Source organism: Streptomyces sp. NPDC049687 (assembly GCF_044465285.1).
Taxonomy (GTDB): Bacteria; Actinomycetota; Actinomycetes; order Streptomycetales; family Streptomycetaceae; genus Streptomyces.
Window position 1 is genome coordinate 137,039 of the sequence record NZ_JBITLN010000004.1, and the last position, 18,938, is coordinate 155,976.

Genomic DNA, 18,938 nt, shown 5'->3' on the forward strand with positions numbered 1-18,938 from the left:
TCCGCTAGCGGGGTGCCCGTCCCGGGCGAAGACTGGAACCCATGACGGACCAGGACATCGGGCAGGACACCAGGTACGAGGCGGTGCGCAGCCGGGACGCGCGGTTCGACGGGGAGTTCTTCTTCGCCGTCGAGACGACCGGCATCTACTGCCGGCCCAGCTGCCCCGCCGTCACACCGAAACGGCACAACGTGCGGTTCTTCGCGACGGCCGCCGCCGCGCAGGGCTCGGGTTTCCGGGCCTGCCGGCGGTGCCGTCCGGACGCCGTGCCCGGCTCCGCCGACTGGAACGCGCGCGCCGACGTCGTCGGCCGGGCCATGCGGCTGATCGGCGACGGGGTCGTCGACCGGGAGGGCGTCGCCGGGCTCGCCGTACGGCTCGGCTACAGCGCCCGCCAGGTGCAGCGGCAGCTGACCGCCGAACTCGGCGCGGGCCCGGTCGCCCTCGCCCGCGCCCAGCGCGCCCACACCGCGCGGGTCCTGCTGCAGACGACCGGACTGCCGGTCACCGAGATCGCGTTCGCTTCCGGGTTCGCCAGTGTGCGCCAGTTCAACGACACGATCCGCGCCGTGTACGCGGCGACCCCGACCGAGCTGCGGGCGGCCGCCGCGCGTACCTCCCGCCGTACGGCCGCCCCGGCCGCCGGCATCCCGCTGCGGCTCGCCCACCGCGGCCCCTACCACGCGGCGTACGTCTTCGACCTGCTGGAACGTGAGGCGGTGCCGGGGGTGGAGGAGATGAGCGGTCCCGTCGGCGGGCGGACCTACCGTCGTACGCTCCGCCTCCCGTACGGCACCGGGATCGTCGCCGTCGACGAACGGCCGGGCGGCACCGGCCGGTCCTCCACCCTCCATCCCGGCGGCTGGCTCGACGCGCGGCTGCACCTCACCGACCCGCGCGACCTCACCACCGCCGTCCAGCGGCTGCGCCGCCTGTTCGACCTCGACGCCGATCCGTACGCCGTCGACGAGCGCCTCGGCGCCGACCCACGGCTCGCCCCACTGGTCGCCGCCCGGCCCGGGCTGCGCGCACCGGGGGCCGCCGACCCGGAGGAGTACGCCGTACGGGCCCTGGTGGGGAGGGCGCAGGCCGAGCGGCTGGTCCGCGCCCACGGCAAGGCGCTGGACGCGCCCCGCGGCACCCTCACCCACCTCTTCCCGGAACCGGCCGCCCTCGCGGAAACCGTCGGCCCGCTCGCCGTGGCCCTCGCGGACGGCACCGTACGCCTCGACCCCGGCGCCGACCGGGACGACGCCGAGGCCGCCCTGCTCGCCGTACCCGGGCTGGACGCCCGTACCGTGGCGGCGATCCGGGCCCGCGCCCTCGGCGACCCCGACGTCGCGCCGCCCGGCGCGGACGTCCCCGACACCTGGCGTCCGTGGCGGACGTACGCCCTTCACCACCTGCGTGCAGCGGAGGAGACCCCATAATGACCGTGTACTGGACCCGTGCCGACAGCCCGCTCGGTGCCCTGCTCCTGACCGCCGGCCCCGACGGCGCGCTGACCTCGCTGTCCCTGCCGGGGCAGAAGGGCGGCAGGGCCGTCCAGGACGGCTGGCGGCACGATCCGGGACCCTTCCGCGCCGCCCAGGAACAGCTCGCCGCGTACTTCGCCGCCGAGCTGAAGGAGTTCCGGCTGGAGCTGCGTCCGGAGGGCACCGTGTTCCGCGAGCGGGTGTGGGACGCCCTCGACGCCGTCCCCTACGGGGCGACCACGACGTACGGCGAGATCGCCGCCCGTGTCGGCGCCTCCAGGGCGGCCGTGCGGGCCGTCGGCGGCGCGATCGGCGCGAACCCGTTGCTGATCCTGCGTCCCTGTCACCGGGTGATCGGCGCGGACGGCTCGCTCACCGGCTATGCGGGAGGCCTGGAGCGCAAGGTCCGGCTGCTCACCCTCGAGGGAGCGTGGTCGTGAGACCAGGTTCGTGAAAAGTGTGAGACGAGGGTCGTGAAAACGTGAGGTCAGGTTCGTAAAGGGAGGCTGGGCGCCGCGGTAGGGGCGTCGTCACCCCCACACCACCGCCCCCAGCCACGCCCCCGCGATCAGCAGGCAGGTGAACAGTTCGGCGAGAACGCTGGAGCCGCCCGAGCGCATGGCCGTGCGCAGGGCGGCTCGGGCCTCGCCGTGGCGGCCCAGGCGGAGGCGTTCGCAGAGGTAGACGCCGCCCATGAAGCCGGGGATCGCGCCGAGCACGGGCAGCAGGAGGAAGCCGAGGAGCGCGCCGACGCCGGCGTACACCGCCATCCGGGGCGTGGCGCCGCTCTCCCGCAGACGGCGCGGCGGCAGCGCCCAGCGCACCACCTGGCTCAGGAACAACGCGAGCGTGGCGCCGACGAGCACCCACCAGGCGACCGGCTGCGGATCCTTCAGCGCCCACCACAGGACCGCGGACCACACCAGCCACGACCCCGGCACGCCGGGCACCAGCACTCCGCACAGGCCGAGCAGGATCACCAGACCGACCAGCAGGAGCTCCCACACTCCCATCTGCCCAGAGTGCCGGAGGCGCGAGGAAAGCGCAGGTCAAGAGGTGGGCGGGCGTTACCGCTCGCGGGTCACCCAGCCGCGTTCGTACGCGGCCCAGCCCAGCTGCAGCCGGGTCGACACGCCCGTCAGCTCCATCAGCCCCCGCACCCGGCGCTGCACGGTCCTCAGGCCCAGGTCGAGCTGTTTGGCGACGCTCGCGTCGGTCAGCCCGGCCAGCAGCAGGGAGAGGATCTCGAGATCGGTGGCGTCGGGGCCGTCCGGGCTTCGCTCGACCACGCCGTCCACGCCGAGTCCGAGCGGCAGGGCGTCCCGCCACACCGACTCGAAGAGGCCCGAGAGGAGTTCGAGGAGACCGCCGGCGTGCACCACCAGCGCGGTGGGCTCCGCCGAGCGGCCGGTGAGCGTGACCAGGGCGAGCGAGCGGTCGGCGACGACCAGCTTCGTCGGCACCCGGTCCACCACCCTCACCTGCGCGCCGAGGCCGAACGCCTCGGTCAGTTCGGTGACGCCGTGCGGCTGGTGGAGGACCTGCCGTTCCAGGACGACGCGGTGGCGCACGCCGCGCCGGGACGGCCGTTTCTCCTCCGCGTCGTTCTCGGCGCCGGTCACGGCCACCGGGGCGCCGGTGACCAGCGCGCACACCTCGTCACTCGCGCCCCACTGGATCTGCAGGAAACGCCGGGACACCGCCGCCGCCCCGGTCACCACCTCGACGAGGTCGTGCACGGACGGCTCGGCGGCCGCCTCCCGGTACTCCTCGGCCGGCAGCGCCGCCGCCTTCTCCAGCCCGTGCGGCTGCCGGGTGAGCGGCGCGCCCAGCGCGACGGCGGGCGGTGCGGCGACCCAGTGGCCGGGCCGGCCCGGGGACTGAGCCGCGAGGCCGTGCCGCTCCAGGCGGCGCAGGGCGCGCTCGGTGTCGTACTCGTCGAGGGCCAGCCGACGGGCGAGACCGGGCACGTCGGCGGCGCCCACCGACAGCAGCGCCCGGTACGCCGACGCGTGCGTCTCGTCGAGCCCTGTCGCTCCCAGCATCGGGTGCGGATCCCTTCTCGGCTCTTCTCCGATATCCAAGCGGTGGCGGGAAACGGTCACGGCGTCAACCCGCCGCCACCGCACATCGTCGCCGTACCGGATGTCACTCTGCCAAGGTGTGGCCACGGCGGGAAGACGTGATCATGCACCGCCGATCTCCAGGAACGCGGTGCACGGGAAACGCGGTCCGGGCTCCTGACGCACAGGGGCGCGAGGGGACGTGGGCCCGGCGCCCGCAAGGCTGCCGGGCGCTCCTCCCGTGGGGGTGGGACCGCCCGTCGATCGGCGCCGTGGCGCCCGTACGCATGTTCGGCGGTGAGGCATTTTCCGGATGCCCCATTTTCATCCGGGCCGTGCGGTGGACAATTGGGGGCATGAGCCAGCAGGGGGGAAGGCCCACCGGTCCCGAGGACGACTGGTGGGGGCAGCTGTACGACGACTCCACCGCGGACACGGGTCCCACGCCCACCGCCGACTCCCTCGACGACCGCTTCGCCTCGGCGGCGGGGGCGGTGCGGTCGGCGGACTCGGCGGACACGGTTCCCGAGCCACGCACGGAACGGTCCGTACCGGAGGAGCGGGCCGACTGGTGGATGGCGGACGACCCGGTGTCGGGGCCGTCGGCTCCGCGGGCCACGGTGCCACCGCCGCGCGGCACTCCGGACGCGGGGCAGGGGCACGCGGGCCCGACTCCTGCCGTCGCCCCTCCTCCCGATGCCGGTGCGGGCCCCGCTGACGTCTCGACGCCCCCTGCGCCTCCCCCGTCCGCCCCCCTTCCGGCCCCCGGTTCCCCGGACCGCCCCCCGGCGCCCGGGGAGCCCCCGTCCGACGCACCCCCCGTGCCCACGACCTTCCAGCCCGGTCCGTTGCCCCCCGGCTTCGCCCACCGGGCGCCCCAGGCCCCGCCGGCCGCCACCCCCGCCGTCAGCGGCACCGCGGGCCCCCTCGCGTCCGCCGTCCCCACCCCCACCGCCCCCGACCTCCCGGTTCTCCGCGACGCGCCCAGGGGATACGTCGGCTCCGGACCGCCCACCTACGACGCCGAGCCCACCGCGCTCCCGCCCGCCGATCCGGACGAGCTGGACGACCTGGTCGCCGACACCGTGCTGGACGGGGCCCGGCACGGGGCCTGTGCGCTGCGCGCGGTGTCCGTGCGGGGGGACTCGGCGCGATACCGGGGCGAGCCGCGCCGGGACTCCCTGCTCCTCGCCCGGTTCGGCACGGGCGCGCAGGCGCTGGTGCTGGTCGCGATGGCGACCGGCGCCCGGGCGACGCCGGGAGCGCACCGGGCGGCCGCCGAGGCGTGCCGGTGGATCGGGCGGGCCGTGGGCCGCAGCCACGCCCGCCTCGTCCAGGACATCGGGGCCGGCCGGCGCGGCGACCTGAAGTCCGGCCTGCACCGCCTCACCGACCGCAGTCTCGGCCGGCTCCGCGCCGGCGCCGCCGAACAGGGCCTGGAGCCCGAGGAGTACACGGCCACCCTGCGCTGCCTGCTGCTGCCCGCCGACCCCGAGTGCCGTACGCGCGTCTTCTTCGGCGTCGGCGGTGGCGGGCTGTTCCGGCTGCGGGAGGGGGAGTGGCAGGACATCGAGCCGCGGGTGGGCGAGGTCGCCGGGGAGCCCGTCGTCGGGTTCGGGGCGCTGCCCGCCGAGACCCCGGAGGGAGACCGGCTCACCATGGACCTCGGTGTTCCGACCCCGCCGAGCCCCTACGGCCCGGCCCCCGAGCCGCCCCGTGAGCCCTTCCGCTTCCGGGCCTCCGTGGCCCGGCCGGGTGACACGCTGCTGATGTGCACGGGTGGCCTCGCCGACCCCCTGCGCGGCGAGCCCGAACTCTCCGCCTACCTCACGAAGCGCTGGTCTGACCCCGCCCCGCCCGGCCTCGCGACGTTCCTCGCCGACACCCAGGTGAGGGTGAAGGGCTACGCCGACGACCGTACGGCGGCGGCGGTCTGGGAGGCGTGAGGCAACGGCGCGGGCACGCGGAGCGCGGCCGTGGTCGTCGACGCGGACCGTGCCGGTGCGGCCCTGGAAGGACGGGGCCGAGGCGGTGCCGCCGGCCGGTGCCGTGGCGGTGGGCGCGCTGCTCGGGCCGGGTGCGGGGGAGGTGCTGGTGCCGGAGGCGGGCGTGGGGGAGGCGTGGGGTGCGGAGCGCGACGGCCCAGGCCTCGGCAGGCAACCCGCGCAGCATCAGTGGCGAGCCGTTCGACAACGTCACCCGCATCCCCGACTTCCGCGACGCCGGGTGGCGAAGGAATCAGGCCAACTTCGGCGGGGGCGGGGACGCGACGCGGTGAGGGGACGGCTCGCGGGCCGCGCGGGCGTACGCCCTTCAGGGGCCCGCCCGCGCGGTCGTACCGCCGTCTTCTCCGTATGGAAAGCGGGTTCACCACCGGTGAACCGGCCGGGCCGCGCGGCGCGGGCGCGGTCCGGCCTAGGTCGTGTGCGCCCCCTCGAACATGGCCGAACACCTGGGCGTGGGCGATTCGACATGACTGGCCCCGTGCCGACCGGGCAAGGATCCCCGTGAACGTGTTCGAGCAGAGGGGAACCGACATCGGCACGCGGGCGGGGGTCATGAAGAGGCAGGCACGGGGCAGCGGTCCGACGGCGATCGCGGGCACCTCGGCGGCGGAGCGGAACACGGAGACCGCGGAGGGGGACGACACCGTAGACACTCGGCTCAGTCGCAGACTCGGGCGGGCGGACCTGCGGGCGGTGCCCGAGGCCCGCCGGGCGCTGCGCGAGCTGTTGCGGGGCTGGGGGAAGCCCGGCCGCTCGGAGACGGCGGAACTGCTCACCAGCGAGCTCGTCACCAACGCGCTCGTGCACACCGACGACGACGCGGTCCTGACGGCCACGGTGTCACCGGCCGGCCTCAGGGTGGAGGTGCGGGACTCGGTTCCGGGCCGCCCCCGGCCGTGCGGACCGAGCGCCGACGAGGGCACACACGGCCGGGGCCTGGTCCTGGTGCAGGCCCTCGCGGACTCCTGGGGAGTGCGGGCGCAGGGGGCCGGGAAGGTCGTCTGGTTCGAGCTGGCCGCCGGAGCGGCCTGAAGCCGGAGGGAACGGGAAGGGGGCGCGACCATCGAGGTCGCGCCCCCTTCCCGAGGTGCCGCCGCTGACCGACCGTCAGCCGAACTGCTGTTCCAGGTCCTTGAGCTTGCGCTCGAGGGAGTCGAGGCGCGGCAGCGCCATCGTGTCGTCCTCCGCGGTGAGGTCGACGGAGTACGAGTCGGCGGACTGGCGAACCGGCTGCAGGGAGGGCCGCGGGCGGACGGGCAGCTGCTCCGCCGAGTTCGCTATGGCAGGCTCCGCGGAAACCCGCTCGGCGGTCGCCCGCTCGAGGGCCGCCTGGGCCTCCACCTGGCGGCCGCCGCCGCCACCGCCACCCCGGCCGGGCCAGCGGCCGTGACCTCGGCTGATCGCCTTCAGCTGGGCCCGCTCGACGCGCTGCTGGTCGCGGCGACGCAGCTTGGTCTCCTCCTTGCGGGCCTTGTCCTCACGGACCTCCTCGACGGCCTCGTCCAGGCTGCGCACGCCCTCCAGGAGCATCAGCGACCACGCCTTGTAGGTCTCACGGGGGGCCCGCACCCAGCGCACCACACGGATCTGCGGCAGCGGACGGGGCACCAGACCCTGCTCGCGCAGTGCGGCGCGGCGGGTCTGCTTCAGGGCCCGGTCGAACAGCACGGCCGCCGAGAGCGACATGCCGGCGAAGAAGTGCGGGGCGCCCGCGTGGCCCAGGCCCCTGGGCGCGTGCACCCAGTTGAACCAGGCGGCGGCGCCGGCGAACGTCCACACGAGTATCCGGGAGCCGAGCGCCGCGTCACCGTGGGAGGCCTCGCGCACCGCGAGGACGGAGCAGAACATCGCCGCGCCGTCCAGGCCGAACGGCACCAGGTACTCCCAGCCGCCGGAGAGGCCCAGGTTCTGTTCGCCGAAGCCGACCAGACCGTGGAACGAGAGCGCGGCGGCGACGGCCGCACAGCAGAACAGAAGGACGTAGGAGGCGGTGCCGTATATGGCCTCCTTGCGCCTGCGGCGCTCCTCGCTGCGCTCCCAGGAGTCGTCGGTCTTGGCGTGCTCCCCGGACCGCTTGCTGCGCGCGAGCACCGCCACCGCCGCCAGCATGCCCAGGAGCAGTACGGCGCCCGGAAGCAGCCAGTTCAGCGATATGTCGGTCAGTCTCATCTGGGGTCCCTTGCATTGGGATAGGGCGTAACGCCCGCCATAGTGGCCCAATCCCGCCGTCCCTCAGGGGGTTTCGGGGCAAGAGGCCGCCAAGGAAGTGCAAGGGAATGCCCAGGGCGACGTTCTGCTCGAACTGCCGCTTGAGGGGCGGGAGTTGAGTTCGAATAAGACTACCCGTACGGGTGGTTCCACGGAAAGTTCCCGAGACGAGTGAGGATTTTGTGAACCGGTTGTAACCGCAGGGCAGTCTCGTCCGGGTGAGCTTACGTCACCCCTACGGGCGCCCGTCACCCGGGGGGGGGTGCCTGAGGGGGGCTCAACTCGCGGCGGTCGCGGTGAGCTTGCCGACCCGGTCCGCGTCGCAGGTGCGCGGGCAGGTCGCACAGGTGTCCTCGGGGCGGACGGTGTAGAACATGCAGCAGCTCGCCCGGTCCCGGGTGGGCAGCGCCTGGCCGTCGGGTCCGGTCAGTTCCCGGAAGGCCGCCGAGCCGACGTACGGCTCGGTCGCGCCCGGCAGCAGCAGCTCCAGTTCGCGCCGCGCCCGTTCCTGCTCGCCGTCCCCGAACAGATGGGCCACGTACCAGAGTCCCTCCACGATCTCGTCCGTCACCATCCCCCACAGGGCGCGCCCGCGCCGCCGGGCCCGCGGCCCGAACCCGGCGAGCACCGGCTCGTGGTGCTCGGCCACCGCCGCCCGCACCTCGGCCCGCAGTGCCTCCTCGTCCGGGACCACCCGGGCGCCGGGCAGCGCCGCCGCCGGGTCGCCGGGCAGACAGGCGAACGACTCCGGCGGACGTACGGCCATCCGCATGCCGTCGCCGGTGCGGTCGTACGAGACGTGCGTCACGGGGAAGCGCGGCACCCGGCGGTGCAGGAACCAGGGCACGGTGATCAGCAGGCAGGCCGGCCAGGCGTACCGGTGCAGTCCGAAGCTCGCTATGACGTCCGGGCGGGCCTTCTGCCCGTAATCCCGTACGACCTGGGCGTCGTCCCAGGCGAGGAACGCGTCCAGGGCCGCCCCGCCCGCGGCGAGGTCCGCCGCGGCGACCCAGCCGCCACCCCGGGGCGCCGGCGCGTCGGGACCCAGCTCCGTGACGGTCAGGCCCGGGAAGGCCTCGGTGAGACGGGTATAGGCCTTCGCCGTGACCGACGGGGCTGAGGGCATGCCGGGACCACCGTTTCGGGAGGGACGCAAGGGCTGCGATTGAAGGTAAGGCTTACCTTACCGATTGTCGCCGCAATTTGAACTGGGGGCCAGTACGCCTAAGGTGCTTGACGGGCGAGTAACAAGCCGCCGTAATCTCCCCAAGTACCGATACATCCGCCAGGAGGACCCGTGAAGCAGGGCACGCAGGGCTCCGCCGGTACGGGGATTCCGCAGGAGGACCCCGGTCGGCTGCGCGTGCCGGCCCAGCAGCGGGCGCTCTCCCCCGAGGAACTCGACCGGGACCGGTGCGGGCCCGAGGGCGCCGCGCGCGGGGAGCACACGCACAGCGAGACGCCGATTCCCCACCCCCGTCCCGTCGTCCAGCGGGCATCCGTACGGGGCCAGATCCTCGACGCGCTGCGCACCGCGCTGGTCTCCGGGGAACTGCGGCCGGGCGAGGTGTACTCGGCGCCGGTCCTCGGCGAGCGCTTCGGGGTCTCGGCCACTCCCGTGCGCGAGGCGATGCAGCAGCTCGCGCTGGAGGGCGCCGTCGAGGTCGTGCCCAACCGGGGCTTCCGGGTGATCGTGCGGGGCGCGCGCGAACTGGCCGAGCTGGCCGAGGTGCGGGCGCTGATCGAGGTGCCGGTGATGCTGAGACTGGCCCGTACGGTGCCGGCCGAGCGGTGGGCGGAGCTGCGGCCGCAGGCGGAGGCGACGGTACGGGCGGCGCACACCGGCTGCCGGGCGACGTACGCCGAGGCGGACCGCGTGTTCCACCGGGCGCTGCTCGCCCTGTCCGGCAACGAGCAACTGGTCGGCGTCGCCGAGGATCTGCACCGGCGGGCCCAGTGGCCGCTGGTCGGGGGGCCGGCCGCCCCGGCACGCGTCGACCTCGTCGCCGACGCGGCCGAGCACATGGCGCTGCTGGAGGCCCTGACGGCTGGCGAGCTGGACGCCGTACAGGCGCTGATGCGGGAGCACTTCGCGGGCGCGGCCTGAGCGGCACCGCCGGTTGTCACTCCCGCCCGCTAACGTGCCGGTCATGACGGACGGAATCGCTTGGATCGACCGAGGGCTGCGCGAGTTCGGGTTCTCCCTCACCCTGGTCGAGGGGATCGCCCCCGAGGAACTCGCGGTACGCCTCGGCGCGCAGCCGGGGACCCTCATGGACGCGGACACCGCTGCGGAGATGCTGAGGCTGTCCCCCGGAGAGTGGGACCTGCCGGACCTCGCCATGGTGGGCGGCACCGGCGACGGCTGGGCGTTCGCCGTCGAGTCGCCCGAGGCCACCGACCGCCCCGACCGGCTCGGGCCGGGCCGGGACCTCTGGTCGACGCACACCGTCGTCAACATCTGGGACAGCACCATGGACCCGCCGATGATCCGGGCCAACGTCGACGGCAGGAGCGACTGGATGTTCGTGGAGCACCGCACCGAGACCCTGGACCACCCCCTCACCCGGCGCCTGGTCGTCGAGCTCGGATTCGTCGAGGCCCGCACCGCCGTCCACCGCGCCGACGGGTCCGGCGCGACCATGGCGGACGTCTACCGGATCGTGGGCGACCACTACGGGCTCACGCTGCCTCGCCGGGCCGTCGTCGACCGCCGCCTGCCGCACGTCTTCACCGAACCCCGGATGCGGGTACGGCCCAAGGTGCCGTGCCCGGTCTGCGGTAAGCAGATGGTTCCCCACGGCGGCGGGACCTGGGGGCCGGGCGAGTACCGGCTGGTGTGCTGCTTCTACAAGGTCACGGGCCGGCCGGGTCACCCGCCCGAGGGCTGCCCCGGCGAGATCCCCGCACCGGTGCCGGCCGACGCCGTGCTCGTGGAACCCAACCGCGCCTACGACAAGGTCGTGATGCCGGACGGGAGTTGACCTACGCCGTGGCCGCCGGCGGCGCCAACTGCCGGGCCAGCCAGGTCGGGACGCCGCCCAGCAGCCGGAACAGCCGCCGCGCCTCCTCCCGCAGCCGGGAGGCCTCCGGCTCGACCTCGGCGTCCGCGAGGGAGGCCAGCGCCGGAGCGGTGCCCACCAGGTACCCCAACTCCTCCCGGATCCGCAGCGATTCGGCGAAGCCGTGCCGTGCCTCCGCCACCTCCCCGTCCCGCAGGGCCAGCCCCGCCAGATGGCGCCAGGTGAACGACAGCAGCAGCGAGTCGGAGTGGGCCGCGGCGGCCGTGTGGGCGCGCCGGTACGCGGCCCGCGCGGCCTGCGGGGAGCGGGCGATGTTCTCCGCGAGCAGCCCGCGCCGGAAGTCCAGCAGTCCCCGGCCCGCCGTGTCCGGCGGGATCAGCGCCGCCGCCCGGCCGAGCGCGGCCCGCGCCTCGTCGACCCGGTCGCGCACCGCGTGCACCGTGGCGGCGTACGCGAGATACCCCCGTTCGCAGGCGGCCGCGCCCCGCTCCTCGTCGCTGTGCGCCAGTGCCTCCGCCGTGCGCAGCGCGTCCTCGGCGTCCTGCCAGCCCTGCTCGGTGTACAGACACCGCTCCACGAGCAGCGCGGCCCGCTGGAGCGCGCCCTGCGCGGTGTCGGCCGGCAGCAGCGCCGCGGCGTCGGCCCAGCAGGCCCGCGACCGCAACCGCCACACCGCGGTCTGGAGGGGATCGTCGCCTGCGGTCGTTCCGGTACCAGACATGGCGGTGTACGCCACGTTGCCCTCCCCGAGCACGCCGTCGAGCTTTGAGTGGTGGCCGCATCTCAGCACGAATCGCAGGGCCGGGCCAAGAGGGTGTGTGAAAGTTTTCACTTGCGTCGGGCTCGCGCGAGTCGGTCCGCAAGCCCCTTGACGGCACGAACCGGCTTGCCCGGGAAGGCGGAGAAGGCGTCGGACACCACGCAGGCGGGAACGGCGTGCGGCACTCCCGCCCCTCCTCTCAGCTCATCCGCAGCGCCAGGAAGAAGTCCAGCTTGTCCTCCAGGCGCGACAGATCACGGCTCGTCAACTGCTCGATCCGGCCCACCCGGTAGCGCAGCGTGTTGACGTGCAGGTGGAGCCGGGAGGCGCAGCGCGTCCAGGAGCCGTCGCAGTCCAGGAAGGCCTCCAGGGTGGGGATCAGCTCGGCGCGGTGCCGGCGGTCGTAGTCGCGCAGCGGGTCCAGCAGGCGGGCCGTGAAGGCCCTGCGCACGTCGTCCGGCACGAACGGAAGCAGCAGGACGTGCGAGGCCAGCTCGTGGTGGCCCGCCGCGCAGACCCGCCCGGACCGGGCCGCCGCCACCCGCCGTGCGTGCCGGGCCTCCTCCAGCGCCCCGCGCAGCCCCTCGGCCGAGTGCACCGCCGCGCTCACCCCGAGCGTGAGCCGCCCGTCCCCGTCGAGACCGGCCGACAGCGGTTCCCGTACGGCCGCCAGCAGCGCGTCGGCGAGGACGCCCGCCTCGGAGCCGTCGTGCTCCCCGGCCACCGCCGGCAGCGGGACCAGGGCGACGGCCTCGTCGCCGGTGTGGGCGACGGCGATCCGGTCGGACGGCTCGGGACCGGTCGCCAGCGGGTCGACCAGGATCTCCTCCAGCAGCGACTGGGCGACCGGACCGGCCTCCGGGACCCCGCTGTCCCACTCGACCCGCGCCACCACCACCTGCCAGTGCGGGGCGGCCCCCAGCCCCGGCAGCAGCACCGGCGCCGCCACCCGCAGCCGCGCCGCGATCTCCGCCGGGGCCGCGCCCGCCTGCACCAGCTCCAGTACCTCCTGCGCCAGCCGCCTGCGCACCGTGCGCGCCGCGTCCCGCCGGTCCCGCTCGACGGCGATCAGCTGGGCGACGCCCTCGAGCAGGTCCAGCCGCTCCTCCGCCCAGTCCCCGGCGTCCGCCTCCACGGCCAGCAGCCAGTCCGACAGCACGCTCTCGCGGACGTCCCGGCCGACCTGCGGGGCACGCCCGGTGCTGCGGATCGGGAACAGCGAGTAGGCCGTACCGCCGACGAGCACCCGGTACGGGCCGCGCCGGCCGGTGCGGACGGCTGCGAGATGCTCCCCCGCCAGCCGCGCGCACACGTCGGCCGGCAGGGCCGGACCCGCCGCCTTCGGGCCCGCGATCAGCCGCCCGGCGGGGGACAGGACCCAGGCCCGCAGGTCCAGGTCGGAGCCGAGCAGGTCCAGGACCACGTCCGGGCCGCCGCCCGCCGGACCCGAGGTCATCATCCGCCGGTGCCGGTCGACCACGGCCGCGAGGTCCCCGGCGCGCTCGCCGCTGACCTGCCGTACGACGTGCTCGGTGATCGTCGCGAACGCCACCGACTCGTGCACCGCGAACAGCGGCAGCCGGTGCCGGGCGCAGGCCACCACCAGATCGTCCGGGACGTCCCCCAGCTCGGCCTCGCCGGCCGCCAGCGCGGCCACCCCGGCCTGCACCAGGATCCGTACGAACGGTTCGGAGTCGGCGGCGCCCCGGCGCCAGGCCAGGCCCGTCAGCACCAGCTCACCGCCGGACAGGTAGCGGCTGGGGTCCCGCAGGTCGGTGGTCATCACACCGCGCACCGTGCGGTCGAGTTCGTCCTCGCCGCCGAGCAGCCGCAGCCCCAGCGCATCGGTGTCCAGCAGTGCGCGCAGCCGCATCTCGTCGCCGCCGTTCTGTGTCTCGAAAACTACGATGATGTCTACAGGGCCGGTGGGGCGGGGGCCCGAGGATGTTTCCGTGGGAAAACGAGGAGGTTGCCGATGGCCTCCGTTCATACGAATCTACAAGATGCCCGCGCTGGCCAGCCAACTCCTTCATGGTTTCCGTGACTGACACGGTCGGAGCACAGAGCGGTGTACTGGCTGTGTTCAGCGTGAACACCACATGAACGAGCCGGGCCCGCCGCACCGATCTGGCTCATTCCGGACCCGAGACGAAGAAGAGAGCCGATCATGGACTTCCTTCGCCCCGCCAGCTGGGAGGAGGCGCTCGCCGCGAAGGCCGAGCACCCCACCGCCGTGCCGATCGCGGGCGGCACCGATGTGATGGTCGAGATCAACTTCGACCACCGGCGGCCCGAGTACCTCCTCGACCTCAACCGCGTCGGTGACCTCTACGAGTGGGAGGCCGGCGAGGACAGCGTGCGGCTCGGCGCCTCCGTGCCCTACACGAAGATCATGGAGAGTCTGCGGTCCGAGCTCCCGGGCCTGGCCCTCGCCTCGCACACCGTGGCCTCCCCGCAGATCCGCAACCGCGGCGGCGTCGGCGGCAACCTCGGCACCGCCTCCCCGGCCGGCGACGCCCACCCCGCCCTCCTCGCGGCCGGCGCCGAGGTCGAGGTGGCCTCCGTACGCGGATCGCGGCTCATCCCGATCGACGACTTCTACACCGGCGTGAAGCGCAACGCGCTCGCCCCGGACGAGCTGATCCGCGCGGTCCACGTCAAGAAGGCCGACGGACCGCAGCAGTACTCCAAGGTGGGCACGCGCAACGCCATGGTCATCGCCGTCTGCGCCTTCGGTCTCGCCCTGCATCCCGAGACCCGCACGGTCCGCACCGGCATCGGATCCGCCGCGCCGACCCCCGTCCGGGCGAAGACCGCCGAGGACTTCCTCAACTCGGCGCTCGAAGAGGGCGGCTTCTGGGACAACGGAAAGATCATCACCCCGTCGGTCGCCAAGCGGTTCGCGGACCTGTGCGCCGCGGCCTGCAACCCGATCGACGACGTCCGGGGCACCGCGAGCTACCGCCGCCACGCGGTCGGCGTGATGGCCCGCCGCACGCTGACCTGGACCTGGGAGTCGTACCGAGGCGCCCGCCGCCACACCGAGGGAGCTGCGTGATGCGCGTCCACTTCACTGTCAACGGACGTCCGCAGGAAGCCGACGACGTGTGGGAGGGCGAGTCCCTGCTGTACGTGCTGCGCGAGCGCCTCGGACTGCCCGGTTCGAAGAACGCCTGCGAGCAGGGCGAGTGCGGCTCGTGCACGGTCCGCCTGGACGGTGTGCCGGTGTGTTCGTGCCTGGTCGCGGCCGGTCAGGTGGAGGGCCGGGAGGTCGTCACCGTGGAGGGGCTCGCGCAGTACGCCAGGCAGCGGTCCCGCGGTGACTCCTGCGGCACCTCGCTCGACGAGGCCAGGGGATGGCAGGCCAAGGGCGCCGACTCCCGGACCGGCGAGGGCACCGAACTCTCCCCGGTCCAGCAGGCGTTCATCGACGCCGGCGCCGTCCAGTGCGGTTTCTGCACCCCCGGTCTGCTGGTCGCCGCCGACGAGATGCTCGAGCACCACCCGAACCCGACCGACGCGGACATCCGCGAGGCCCTCTCCGGCAACCTGTGCCGCTGCACCGGCTACGAGAAGATCATGGACGCGGTCCGCCTCGCGGCCGCCCGGCAGTCAGAGGCGGTCTGATCCATGCCCACCAACGGCGTTCCCACCAAAATCACCCAGGGCTCGCAGACCAGGGGCGGCATCGGCGAGTCGACCCTCCGTCCGGACGGCACCCTCAAGGTCACCGGCGAGTTCGCCTACTCCTCCGACCTGTGGCACGAGGACATGCTCTGGGGCCAGATCCTGCGCTCCACGGTCGCCCACGCCGAGATCGTCTCCATCGACACGTCCGAGGCCCTCGCGACCCCCGGCGTGTACGCCGTCATGACCTACGACGACCTGCCGACCGATGTGCGCAGTTATGGCCTGGAGATCCAGGACACACCCGTCCTGGCCCACGGCAAGGTACGCCACCACGGCGAGCCGGTCGCGATCGTCGCCGCCGACCACCCCGAGACCGCCCGCCGCGCCGCCGCGAAGATCAAGGTCGAGTACCGCGAGCTGCCCGTCATCACCGACGAGGCCTCCGCGACCGCCCCCGACGCGATCCTCGTCCACGACGACCGCACCGACCACCACGTCGGCCACGTCCCGCACCCGAACATCGTCCACCGCCAGCCGATCGTCCGCGGAGACGTCACGGCGGCCGCCGCGCGGGCCGACGTGATCGTCAGGGGCGAGTACACCTTCGGCATGCAGGACCAGGCGTTCCTCGGTCCCGAGTCCGGTCTCGCCGTGCCCGAGGAGGACGGCGGCGTCCACCTCTACATCGCCACCCAGTGGCTGCACGCCGACCTGCGCCAGATCGCGCCCGTCCTCGGCCTGCCCGAGGACAGGGTCCGGATGACCCTGGCGGGCGTCGGCGGCGCCTTCGGCGGCCGCGAGGACCTGTCGATGCAGATTCACGCGTGCCTGCTCGCGCTGCGCACCGGAAAGCCCGTCAAAATCGTTTACAACCGCTTTGAGTCCTTCTTCGGGCACGTCCACCGCCATCCCGCCAAGCTGTCCTACGAGCACGGCGCGACCCGCGACGGCAAGCTGACCCATGTGAAGTGCCGGATCGTCCTGGACGGCGGCGCGTACGCCTCGTCCTCCCCGGCGGTCGTCGGCAACGCCTCCTCGCTCGGCGTCGGCCCCTACGCCGTCGACGACGTCGACATCGAGGCCGTCGCCCTCTACACCAACAACCCGCCCTGCGGCGCGATGCGCGGCTTCGGCGCCGTCCAGGCGTGCTTCGCCTACGAGGCGCAGATGGACAAGGTCGCCAAGGAACTCGGCCTGGACCCGGTGGAGTTCCGGCAGCTCAACGCCATGGAACAGGGCACGGTCATGCCGACGGGCCAGCCGGTGGACTCGCCCGCTCCCGTCGCCGAACTCCTGCGCCGCGTCAAGGCGATGCCGCTGCCGCCGGAGCGCCAGTGGGAGAGCAGCGAGGGCGCCGACGTACGGCAGCTGCCCGGCGGTCTGTCCAACACCACCCACGGCGAAGGCGTCGTACGCGGCATCGGCTACGCGGTCGGCATCAAGAACGTCGGCTTCTCCGAGGGCTTCGACGACTACTCGACCGCCCGTGTCCGTGTCGAGGTTCTCGCCGGTGAGCCGGTCGCCACCGTGCACACGGCGATGGCGGAGGTCGGCCAGGGCGGTGTCACCGTCCACGCCCAGATCGTCCGCACCGAGCTGGGCGTCGGCCAGGTGACGATCCACCCGGCCAACACGGAGGTGGGCTCGGCCGGTTCGACCTCGGCGTCGCGGCAGACGTACGTCACCGGTGGCGCCGTGAAGAACGCCTGCGAGCTGGTCCGCGAGAAGGTCCTGGAGATCGGCCGCCGCGCGTTCGGCGCGTATCACCCTGCCTGGGCGACGGCCGAGCTGCTGCTGGAGGGCGGCAAGGTCGTCACCGACGGCGGCGAGGTCCTCGCCGACCTGGTGGACGTCCTCGGCGAGGAGGCCGTGGAGGTCGAGGCGGAGTGGCGGCACCGGCCGACCGAGCCCTTCGACCTGCGCACCGGCCAGGGCAACGGCCACGTGCAGTACTCCTTCGCCGCCCATCGCGCCGTCGTCGAGGTCGACACCGAGCTGGGTCTGGTCAAGGTCGTCGAGCTGGCCTGCGCCCAGGACGTCGGCAAGGCGCTCAACCCGCTGTCCGTGCTCGGCCAGATCCAGGGCGGCACGACCCAGGGCCTGGGCGTGGCGGTGATGGAGGAGATCATCGTCGACCCGAAGACGGCGAAGGTGAGGAACCCCTCCTTCACGGACTACCTCATCCCCACCATCCTCGACACGCCGACCATCCCCGTCGACGTGCTCGAACTCGCCGACCACCAGGCCCCCTACGGGCTGCGTGGTGTCGGCGAGGCCCCCACCCTGTCGTCCACCCCGGCGGTCCTGGCGGCCATCCGGAACGCGACCGGACTGGAACTCGACAGGACGCCGGTACGCCCGGAACACCTGACGGGCACCGCCTGACATACCCCGAGGGAGTGACCCCACCCGGGCGTGATCCGGTCCCGGGAGGCCGGTTCCCCGCGCGATGTCGGTCCGGCAGGCATCTTCCCGGTCCCTTTCGCCGTCCATCCCCTTGAGAGCCTGCTGGGCGTCCACCCGCCGCACGTGCGAGTGCCCGCCAACCGCCACCGCTGAGGAGACCGAGACATGCTGGACATCGCCGTGGAGCTCGACCGGTGGGTCGAGCAGGGCCGTGACTTCGCCGTCGCCACCGTGGTGGCCGTCGGCGGCAGCGCGCCCCGCCGGCCGGGCGCCGCCCTCGCGGTGGACGCCGACGGCACGGCGATCGGCTCGGTCTCCGGCGGCTGTGTGGAGGGCGCGGTGTACGACCTGTGCCAACAGGCGCTGGCCGACGGAGAACCGGTCCTCGAACGCTTCGGCTACAGCGACGACGAGGCCTTCGCCGTCGGTCTGACCTGCGGCGGGATCATCGACGTCCTCGTCACACCGGTGCGGGCCGGGGACCCGGTCCGCCCGGTGATCGCGGCGGGGCTGAAGGCCGCCGCGAGCGGCGAGGCCTCGGCGCTGGCCCGTGTCGTGACGGGCCCGGCGGACCTCGTCGGCCGCGCACTGCTCGTCCGTCCCGACGGGCGTGCCGAAAAACGCCCCGACGGACGGCGCCACGACGGCTCCTACGGCGGGTCGTACGAGGGTGGCTTCGGCGCCCATCCCGAACTGGACCGCACGGTGGCCGCCGAGGCCGGCGCCTTCCTCGACGCCGGCCGCACGGGCACCCTGGAGATCGGCGAAGAGGGCTCCCGCTGCGGGGCCCCGCTGACCGTCCTCGTGGAGTCCTCGGTCCCCGCACCCCGGATGATCGTGTTCGGTGCGATCGACTTCGCCTCGGCGCTGGTGCGGGTCGGCAAGTTCCTCGGATTCCACGTGACGGTGTGCGACGCACGCCCCGTCTTCGCGACGAAGGCCCGCTTCCCGGAGGCCGACGAGATCGTCGTCGACTGGCCGCACCGGTATCTGGAGCGCACGGAGGTGGACGCGAGGACCGTCCTGTGCGTCCTCACGCACGACGCCAAGTTCGACGTCCCCCTGCTCCGGCTGGCGCTGCGCCTGCCCGTCGCCTACGTCGGCGCGATGGGCTCCCGCCGGACCCACCTGGACCGCAACGAGCGGCTCCGCGAAGTCGGCGTGACCGAGTGGGAGCTGGCGCGCCTGCACTCACCCATCGGTCTCGACCTCGGCGCCCGTACGCCCGAGGAGACGGCCCTGTCGATCGCCGCCGAGATCGTCGCCGGACGGCGCGGCGGCAGCGGGGTCTCCCTGACCGGCGCGCACACCCCGATCCACCACGACGTGACACCGGCCGCGGGGCGGATCGGGTCGGTGGCCTGAAT

17 protein-coding genes are annotated in these 18,938 nt (G+C 73.9%); 11 read left to right on the forward strand and 6 right to left on the reverse strand.

Translation table 11 applies throughout. From position 1 onward, the window contains the following. Positions 1-41: 41 nt before the first annotated feature. On the forward strand, positions 42-1,430 hold the full coding sequence (locus ACIBVL_RS14960) for a bifunctional transcriptional activator/DNA repair enzyme AdaA (protein ID WP_399097538.1): 1,389 nt from the start codon (positions 42-44) through the stop codon (positions 1,428-1,430). After that, the gene (locus tag ACIBVL_RS14965; RefSeq protein ID WP_399097540.1) at positions 1,430-1,915 is read left to right on the forward strand and encodes a methylated-DNA--[protein]-cysteine S-methyltransferase; all 486 of its coding nucleotides are present in this window, start codon (positions 1,430-1,432) and stop codon (positions 1,913-1,915) included. The genes ACIBVL_RS14960 and ACIBVL_RS14965 overlap by 1 nt, the downstream gene beginning before the upstream one ends. 90 nt (positions 1,916-2,005) lie before the next feature. On the opposite strand, the gene ACIBVL_RS14970 is transcribed toward ACIBVL_RS14965, so the two are convergent. Beyond that, positions 2,006-2,488, reverse strand: coding sequence for a DUF456 domain-containing protein (locus tag ACIBVL_RS14970; protein WP_399097542.1), 483 nt, complete (start codon positions 2,486-2,488; stop codon positions 2,006-2,008). A 54-nt stretch (positions 2,489-2,542) separates the two neighbouring features. Continuing rightward, positions 2,543-3,520, reverse strand: a complete 978-nt coding sequence (locus tag ACIBVL_RS14975; protein ID WP_399097544.1) for a helix-turn-helix domain-containing protein — start codon at positions 3,518-3,520, stop codon at positions 2,543-2,545. A 374-nt stretch (positions 3,521-3,894) separates the two neighbouring features. Between ACIBVL_RS14975 and ACIBVL_RS14980 the strand changes: the two genes are divergently transcribed. From ACIBVL_RS14980 to ACIBVL_RS14990, 3 genes are all read left to right on the forward strand, one after another. Then, the gene (locus ACIBVL_RS14980; RefSeq protein ID WP_399097546.1) at positions 3,895-5,484 is read left to right on the forward strand and encodes a protein phosphatase 2C domain-containing protein; all 1,590 of its coding nucleotides are present in this window, start codon (positions 3,895-3,897) and stop codon (positions 5,482-5,484) included. A 179-nt stretch (positions 5,485-5,663) separates the two neighbouring features. Then, on the forward strand, positions 5,664-5,816 hold the full coding sequence (locus tag ACIBVL_RS14985; protein ID WP_399097548.1) for a hypothetical protein: 153 nt from the start codon (positions 5,664-5,666) through the stop codon (positions 5,814-5,816). Positions 5,817-6,096: 280 nt separating this feature from the next. Then, on the forward strand, positions 6,097-6,576 hold the full coding sequence (locus ACIBVL_RS14990) for an ATP-binding protein (RefSeq protein ID WP_399097920.1): 480 nt from the start codon (positions 6,097-6,099) through the stop codon (positions 6,574-6,576). A 75-nt stretch (positions 6,577-6,651) separates the two neighbouring features. Here ACIBVL_RS14990 and ACIBVL_RS14995 read toward each other — a convergent pair whose 3' ends face one another. Beyond that, positions 6,652-7,713 carry a DUF2637 domain-containing protein gene (locus ACIBVL_RS14995; protein ID WP_399097550.1) on the reverse strand — a complete coding sequence of 354 codons (1,062 nt, stop codon included), beginning with the start codon at positions 7,711-7,713 and terminating at the stop codon, positions 6,652-6,654. A gap of 316 nt (positions 7,714-8,029) precedes the next feature. Further along, positions 8,030-8,878, reverse strand: a complete 849-nt coding sequence (locus ACIBVL_RS15000; RefSeq protein ID WP_399097552.1) for a (2Fe-2S)-binding protein — start codon at positions 8,876-8,878, stop codon at positions 8,030-8,032. Between the two features lie 171 nt (positions 8,879-9,049). Here ACIBVL_RS15000 and ACIBVL_RS15005 point away from each other — a divergent pair, with 171 nt between their 5' ends. Together ACIBVL_RS15005 and ACIBVL_RS15010 are read left to right on the forward strand one after the other, a co-directional pair. Further along, positions 9,050-9,859 carry a GntR family transcriptional regulator gene (locus tag ACIBVL_RS15005; protein WP_399097554.1) on the forward strand — a complete coding sequence of 270 codons (810 nt, stop codon included), beginning with the start codon at positions 9,050-9,052 and terminating at the stop codon, positions 9,857-9,859. 43 nt (positions 9,860-9,902) lie between these two features. Continuing rightward, positions 9,903-10,736 (forward strand): hypothetical protein, encoded by an 834-nt coding sequence (locus ACIBVL_RS15010; protein WP_399097556.1) that lies wholly within the window; start codon positions 9,903-9,905, stop codon positions 10,734-10,736. A 1-nt stretch (position 10,737) separates the two neighbouring features. Here ACIBVL_RS15010 and ACIBVL_RS15015 read toward each other — a convergent pair whose 3' ends face one another. Both ACIBVL_RS15015 and ACIBVL_RS15020 read right to left on the reverse strand, forming a co-directional pair. Further along, positions 10,738-11,511: a hypothetical protein gene (locus tag ACIBVL_RS15015; protein WP_399097558.1), complete on the reverse strand. Its 774-nt coding sequence runs from the start codon at positions 11,509-11,511 to the stop codon at positions 10,738-10,740. 223 nt (positions 11,512-11,734) lie between these two features. Then, the gene (locus tag ACIBVL_RS15020; RefSeq protein WP_399097560.1) at positions 11,735-13,408 is read right to left on the reverse strand and encodes a PucR family transcriptional regulator; all 1,674 of its coding nucleotides are present in this window, start codon (positions 13,406-13,408) and stop codon (positions 11,735-11,737) included. Positions 13,409-13,702: 294 nt separating this feature from the next. Between ACIBVL_RS15020 and ACIBVL_RS15025 the strand changes: the two genes are divergently transcribed. The 4 genes from ACIBVL_RS15025 (at position 13,703) to ACIBVL_RS15040 (ending at position 18,936) form a co-directional block, all read left to right on the forward strand. After that, positions 13,703-14,593 (forward strand): FAD binding domain-containing protein, encoded by an 891-nt coding sequence (locus tag ACIBVL_RS15025; RefSeq protein WP_399097562.1) that lies wholly within the window; start codon positions 13,703-13,705, stop codon positions 14,591-14,593. Further along, positions 14,593-15,162, forward strand: coding sequence for a (2Fe-2S)-binding protein (locus ACIBVL_RS15030; protein WP_399097564.1), 570 nt, complete (start codon positions 14,593-14,595; stop codon positions 15,160-15,162). Before ACIBVL_RS15025 ends, ACIBVL_RS15030 begins: the two co-directional genes overlap by 1 nt. A 3-nt stretch (positions 15,163-15,165) precedes the next feature. Beyond that, on the forward strand, positions 15,166-17,550 hold the full coding sequence (locus ACIBVL_RS15035; protein ID WP_399097566.1) for a xanthine dehydrogenase family protein molybdopterin-binding subunit: 2,385 nt from the start codon (positions 15,166-15,168) through the stop codon (positions 17,548-17,550). Between the two features lie 186 nt (positions 17,551-17,736). Then, positions 17,737-18,936 (forward strand): XdhC family protein, encoded by a 1,200-nt coding sequence (locus ACIBVL_RS15040; RefSeq protein WP_399097568.1) that lies wholly within the window; start codon positions 17,737-17,739, stop codon positions 18,934-18,936. Positions 18,937-18,938 lie beyond the last annotated feature (2 nt).

Excerpts from the sequence above, each read along its gene's own strand:
- ACIBVL_RS14960 (WP_399097538.1), top strand. The coding sequence starts at position 42 with ATGACGGACCAGGACATCGGGCAGGACACCAGGTACGAGGCGGTGCGC.
- ACIBVL_RS14965 (WP_399097540.1), top strand. The coding sequence starts at position 1,430 with ATGACCGTGTACTGGACCCGTGCCGACAGCCCGCTCGGTGCCCTGCTC.
- ACIBVL_RS14970 (WP_399097542.1), bottom strand. The coding sequence starts at position 2,488 with ATGGGAGTGTGGGAGCTCCTGCTGGTCGGTCTGGTGATCCTGCTCGGC.
- ACIBVL_RS14975 (WP_399097544.1), bottom strand. The coding sequence starts at position 3,520 with ATGCTGGGAGCGACAGGGCTCGACGAGACGCACGCGTCGGCGTACCGG.
- ACIBVL_RS14980 (WP_399097546.1), top strand. The coding sequence starts at position 3,895 with ATGAGCCAGCAGGGGGGAAGGCCCACCGGTCCCGAGGACGACTGGTGG.
- ACIBVL_RS14990 (WP_399097920.1), top strand. The coding sequence starts at position 6,097 with ATGAAGAGGCAGGCACGGGGCAGCGGTCCGACGGCGATCGCGGGCACC.
- ACIBVL_RS14995 (WP_399097550.1), bottom strand. The coding sequence starts at position 7,713 with ATGAGACTGACCGACATATCGCTGAACTGGCTGCTTCCGGGCGCCGTA.
- ACIBVL_RS15000 (WP_399097552.1), bottom strand. The coding sequence starts at position 8,878 with ATGCCCTCAGCCCCGTCGGTCACGGCGAAGGCCTATACCCGTCTCACC.
- ACIBVL_RS15010 (WP_399097556.1), top strand. The coding sequence starts at position 9,903 with ATGACGGACGGAATCGCTTGGATCGACCGAGGGCTGCGCGAGTTCGGG.
- ACIBVL_RS15020 (WP_399097560.1), bottom strand. The coding sequence starts at position 13,408 with ATGCGGCTGCGCGCACTGCTGGACACCGATGCGCTGGGGCTGCGGCTG.
- ACIBVL_RS15025 (WP_399097562.1), top strand. The coding sequence starts at position 13,703 with ATGGACTTCCTTCGCCCCGCCAGCTGGGAGGAGGCGCTCGCCGCGAAG.
- ACIBVL_RS15030 (WP_399097564.1), top strand. The coding sequence starts at position 14,593 with ATGCGCGTCCACTTCACTGTCAACGGACGTCCGCAGGAAGCCGACGAC.
- ACIBVL_RS15035 (WP_399097566.1), top strand. The coding sequence starts at position 15,166 with ATGCCCACCAACGGCGTTCCCACCAAAATCACCCAGGGCTCGCAGACC.
- ACIBVL_RS15040 (WP_399097568.1), top strand. The coding sequence starts at position 17,737 with ATGCTGGACATCGCCGTGGAGCTCGACCGGTGGGTCGAGCAGGGCCGT.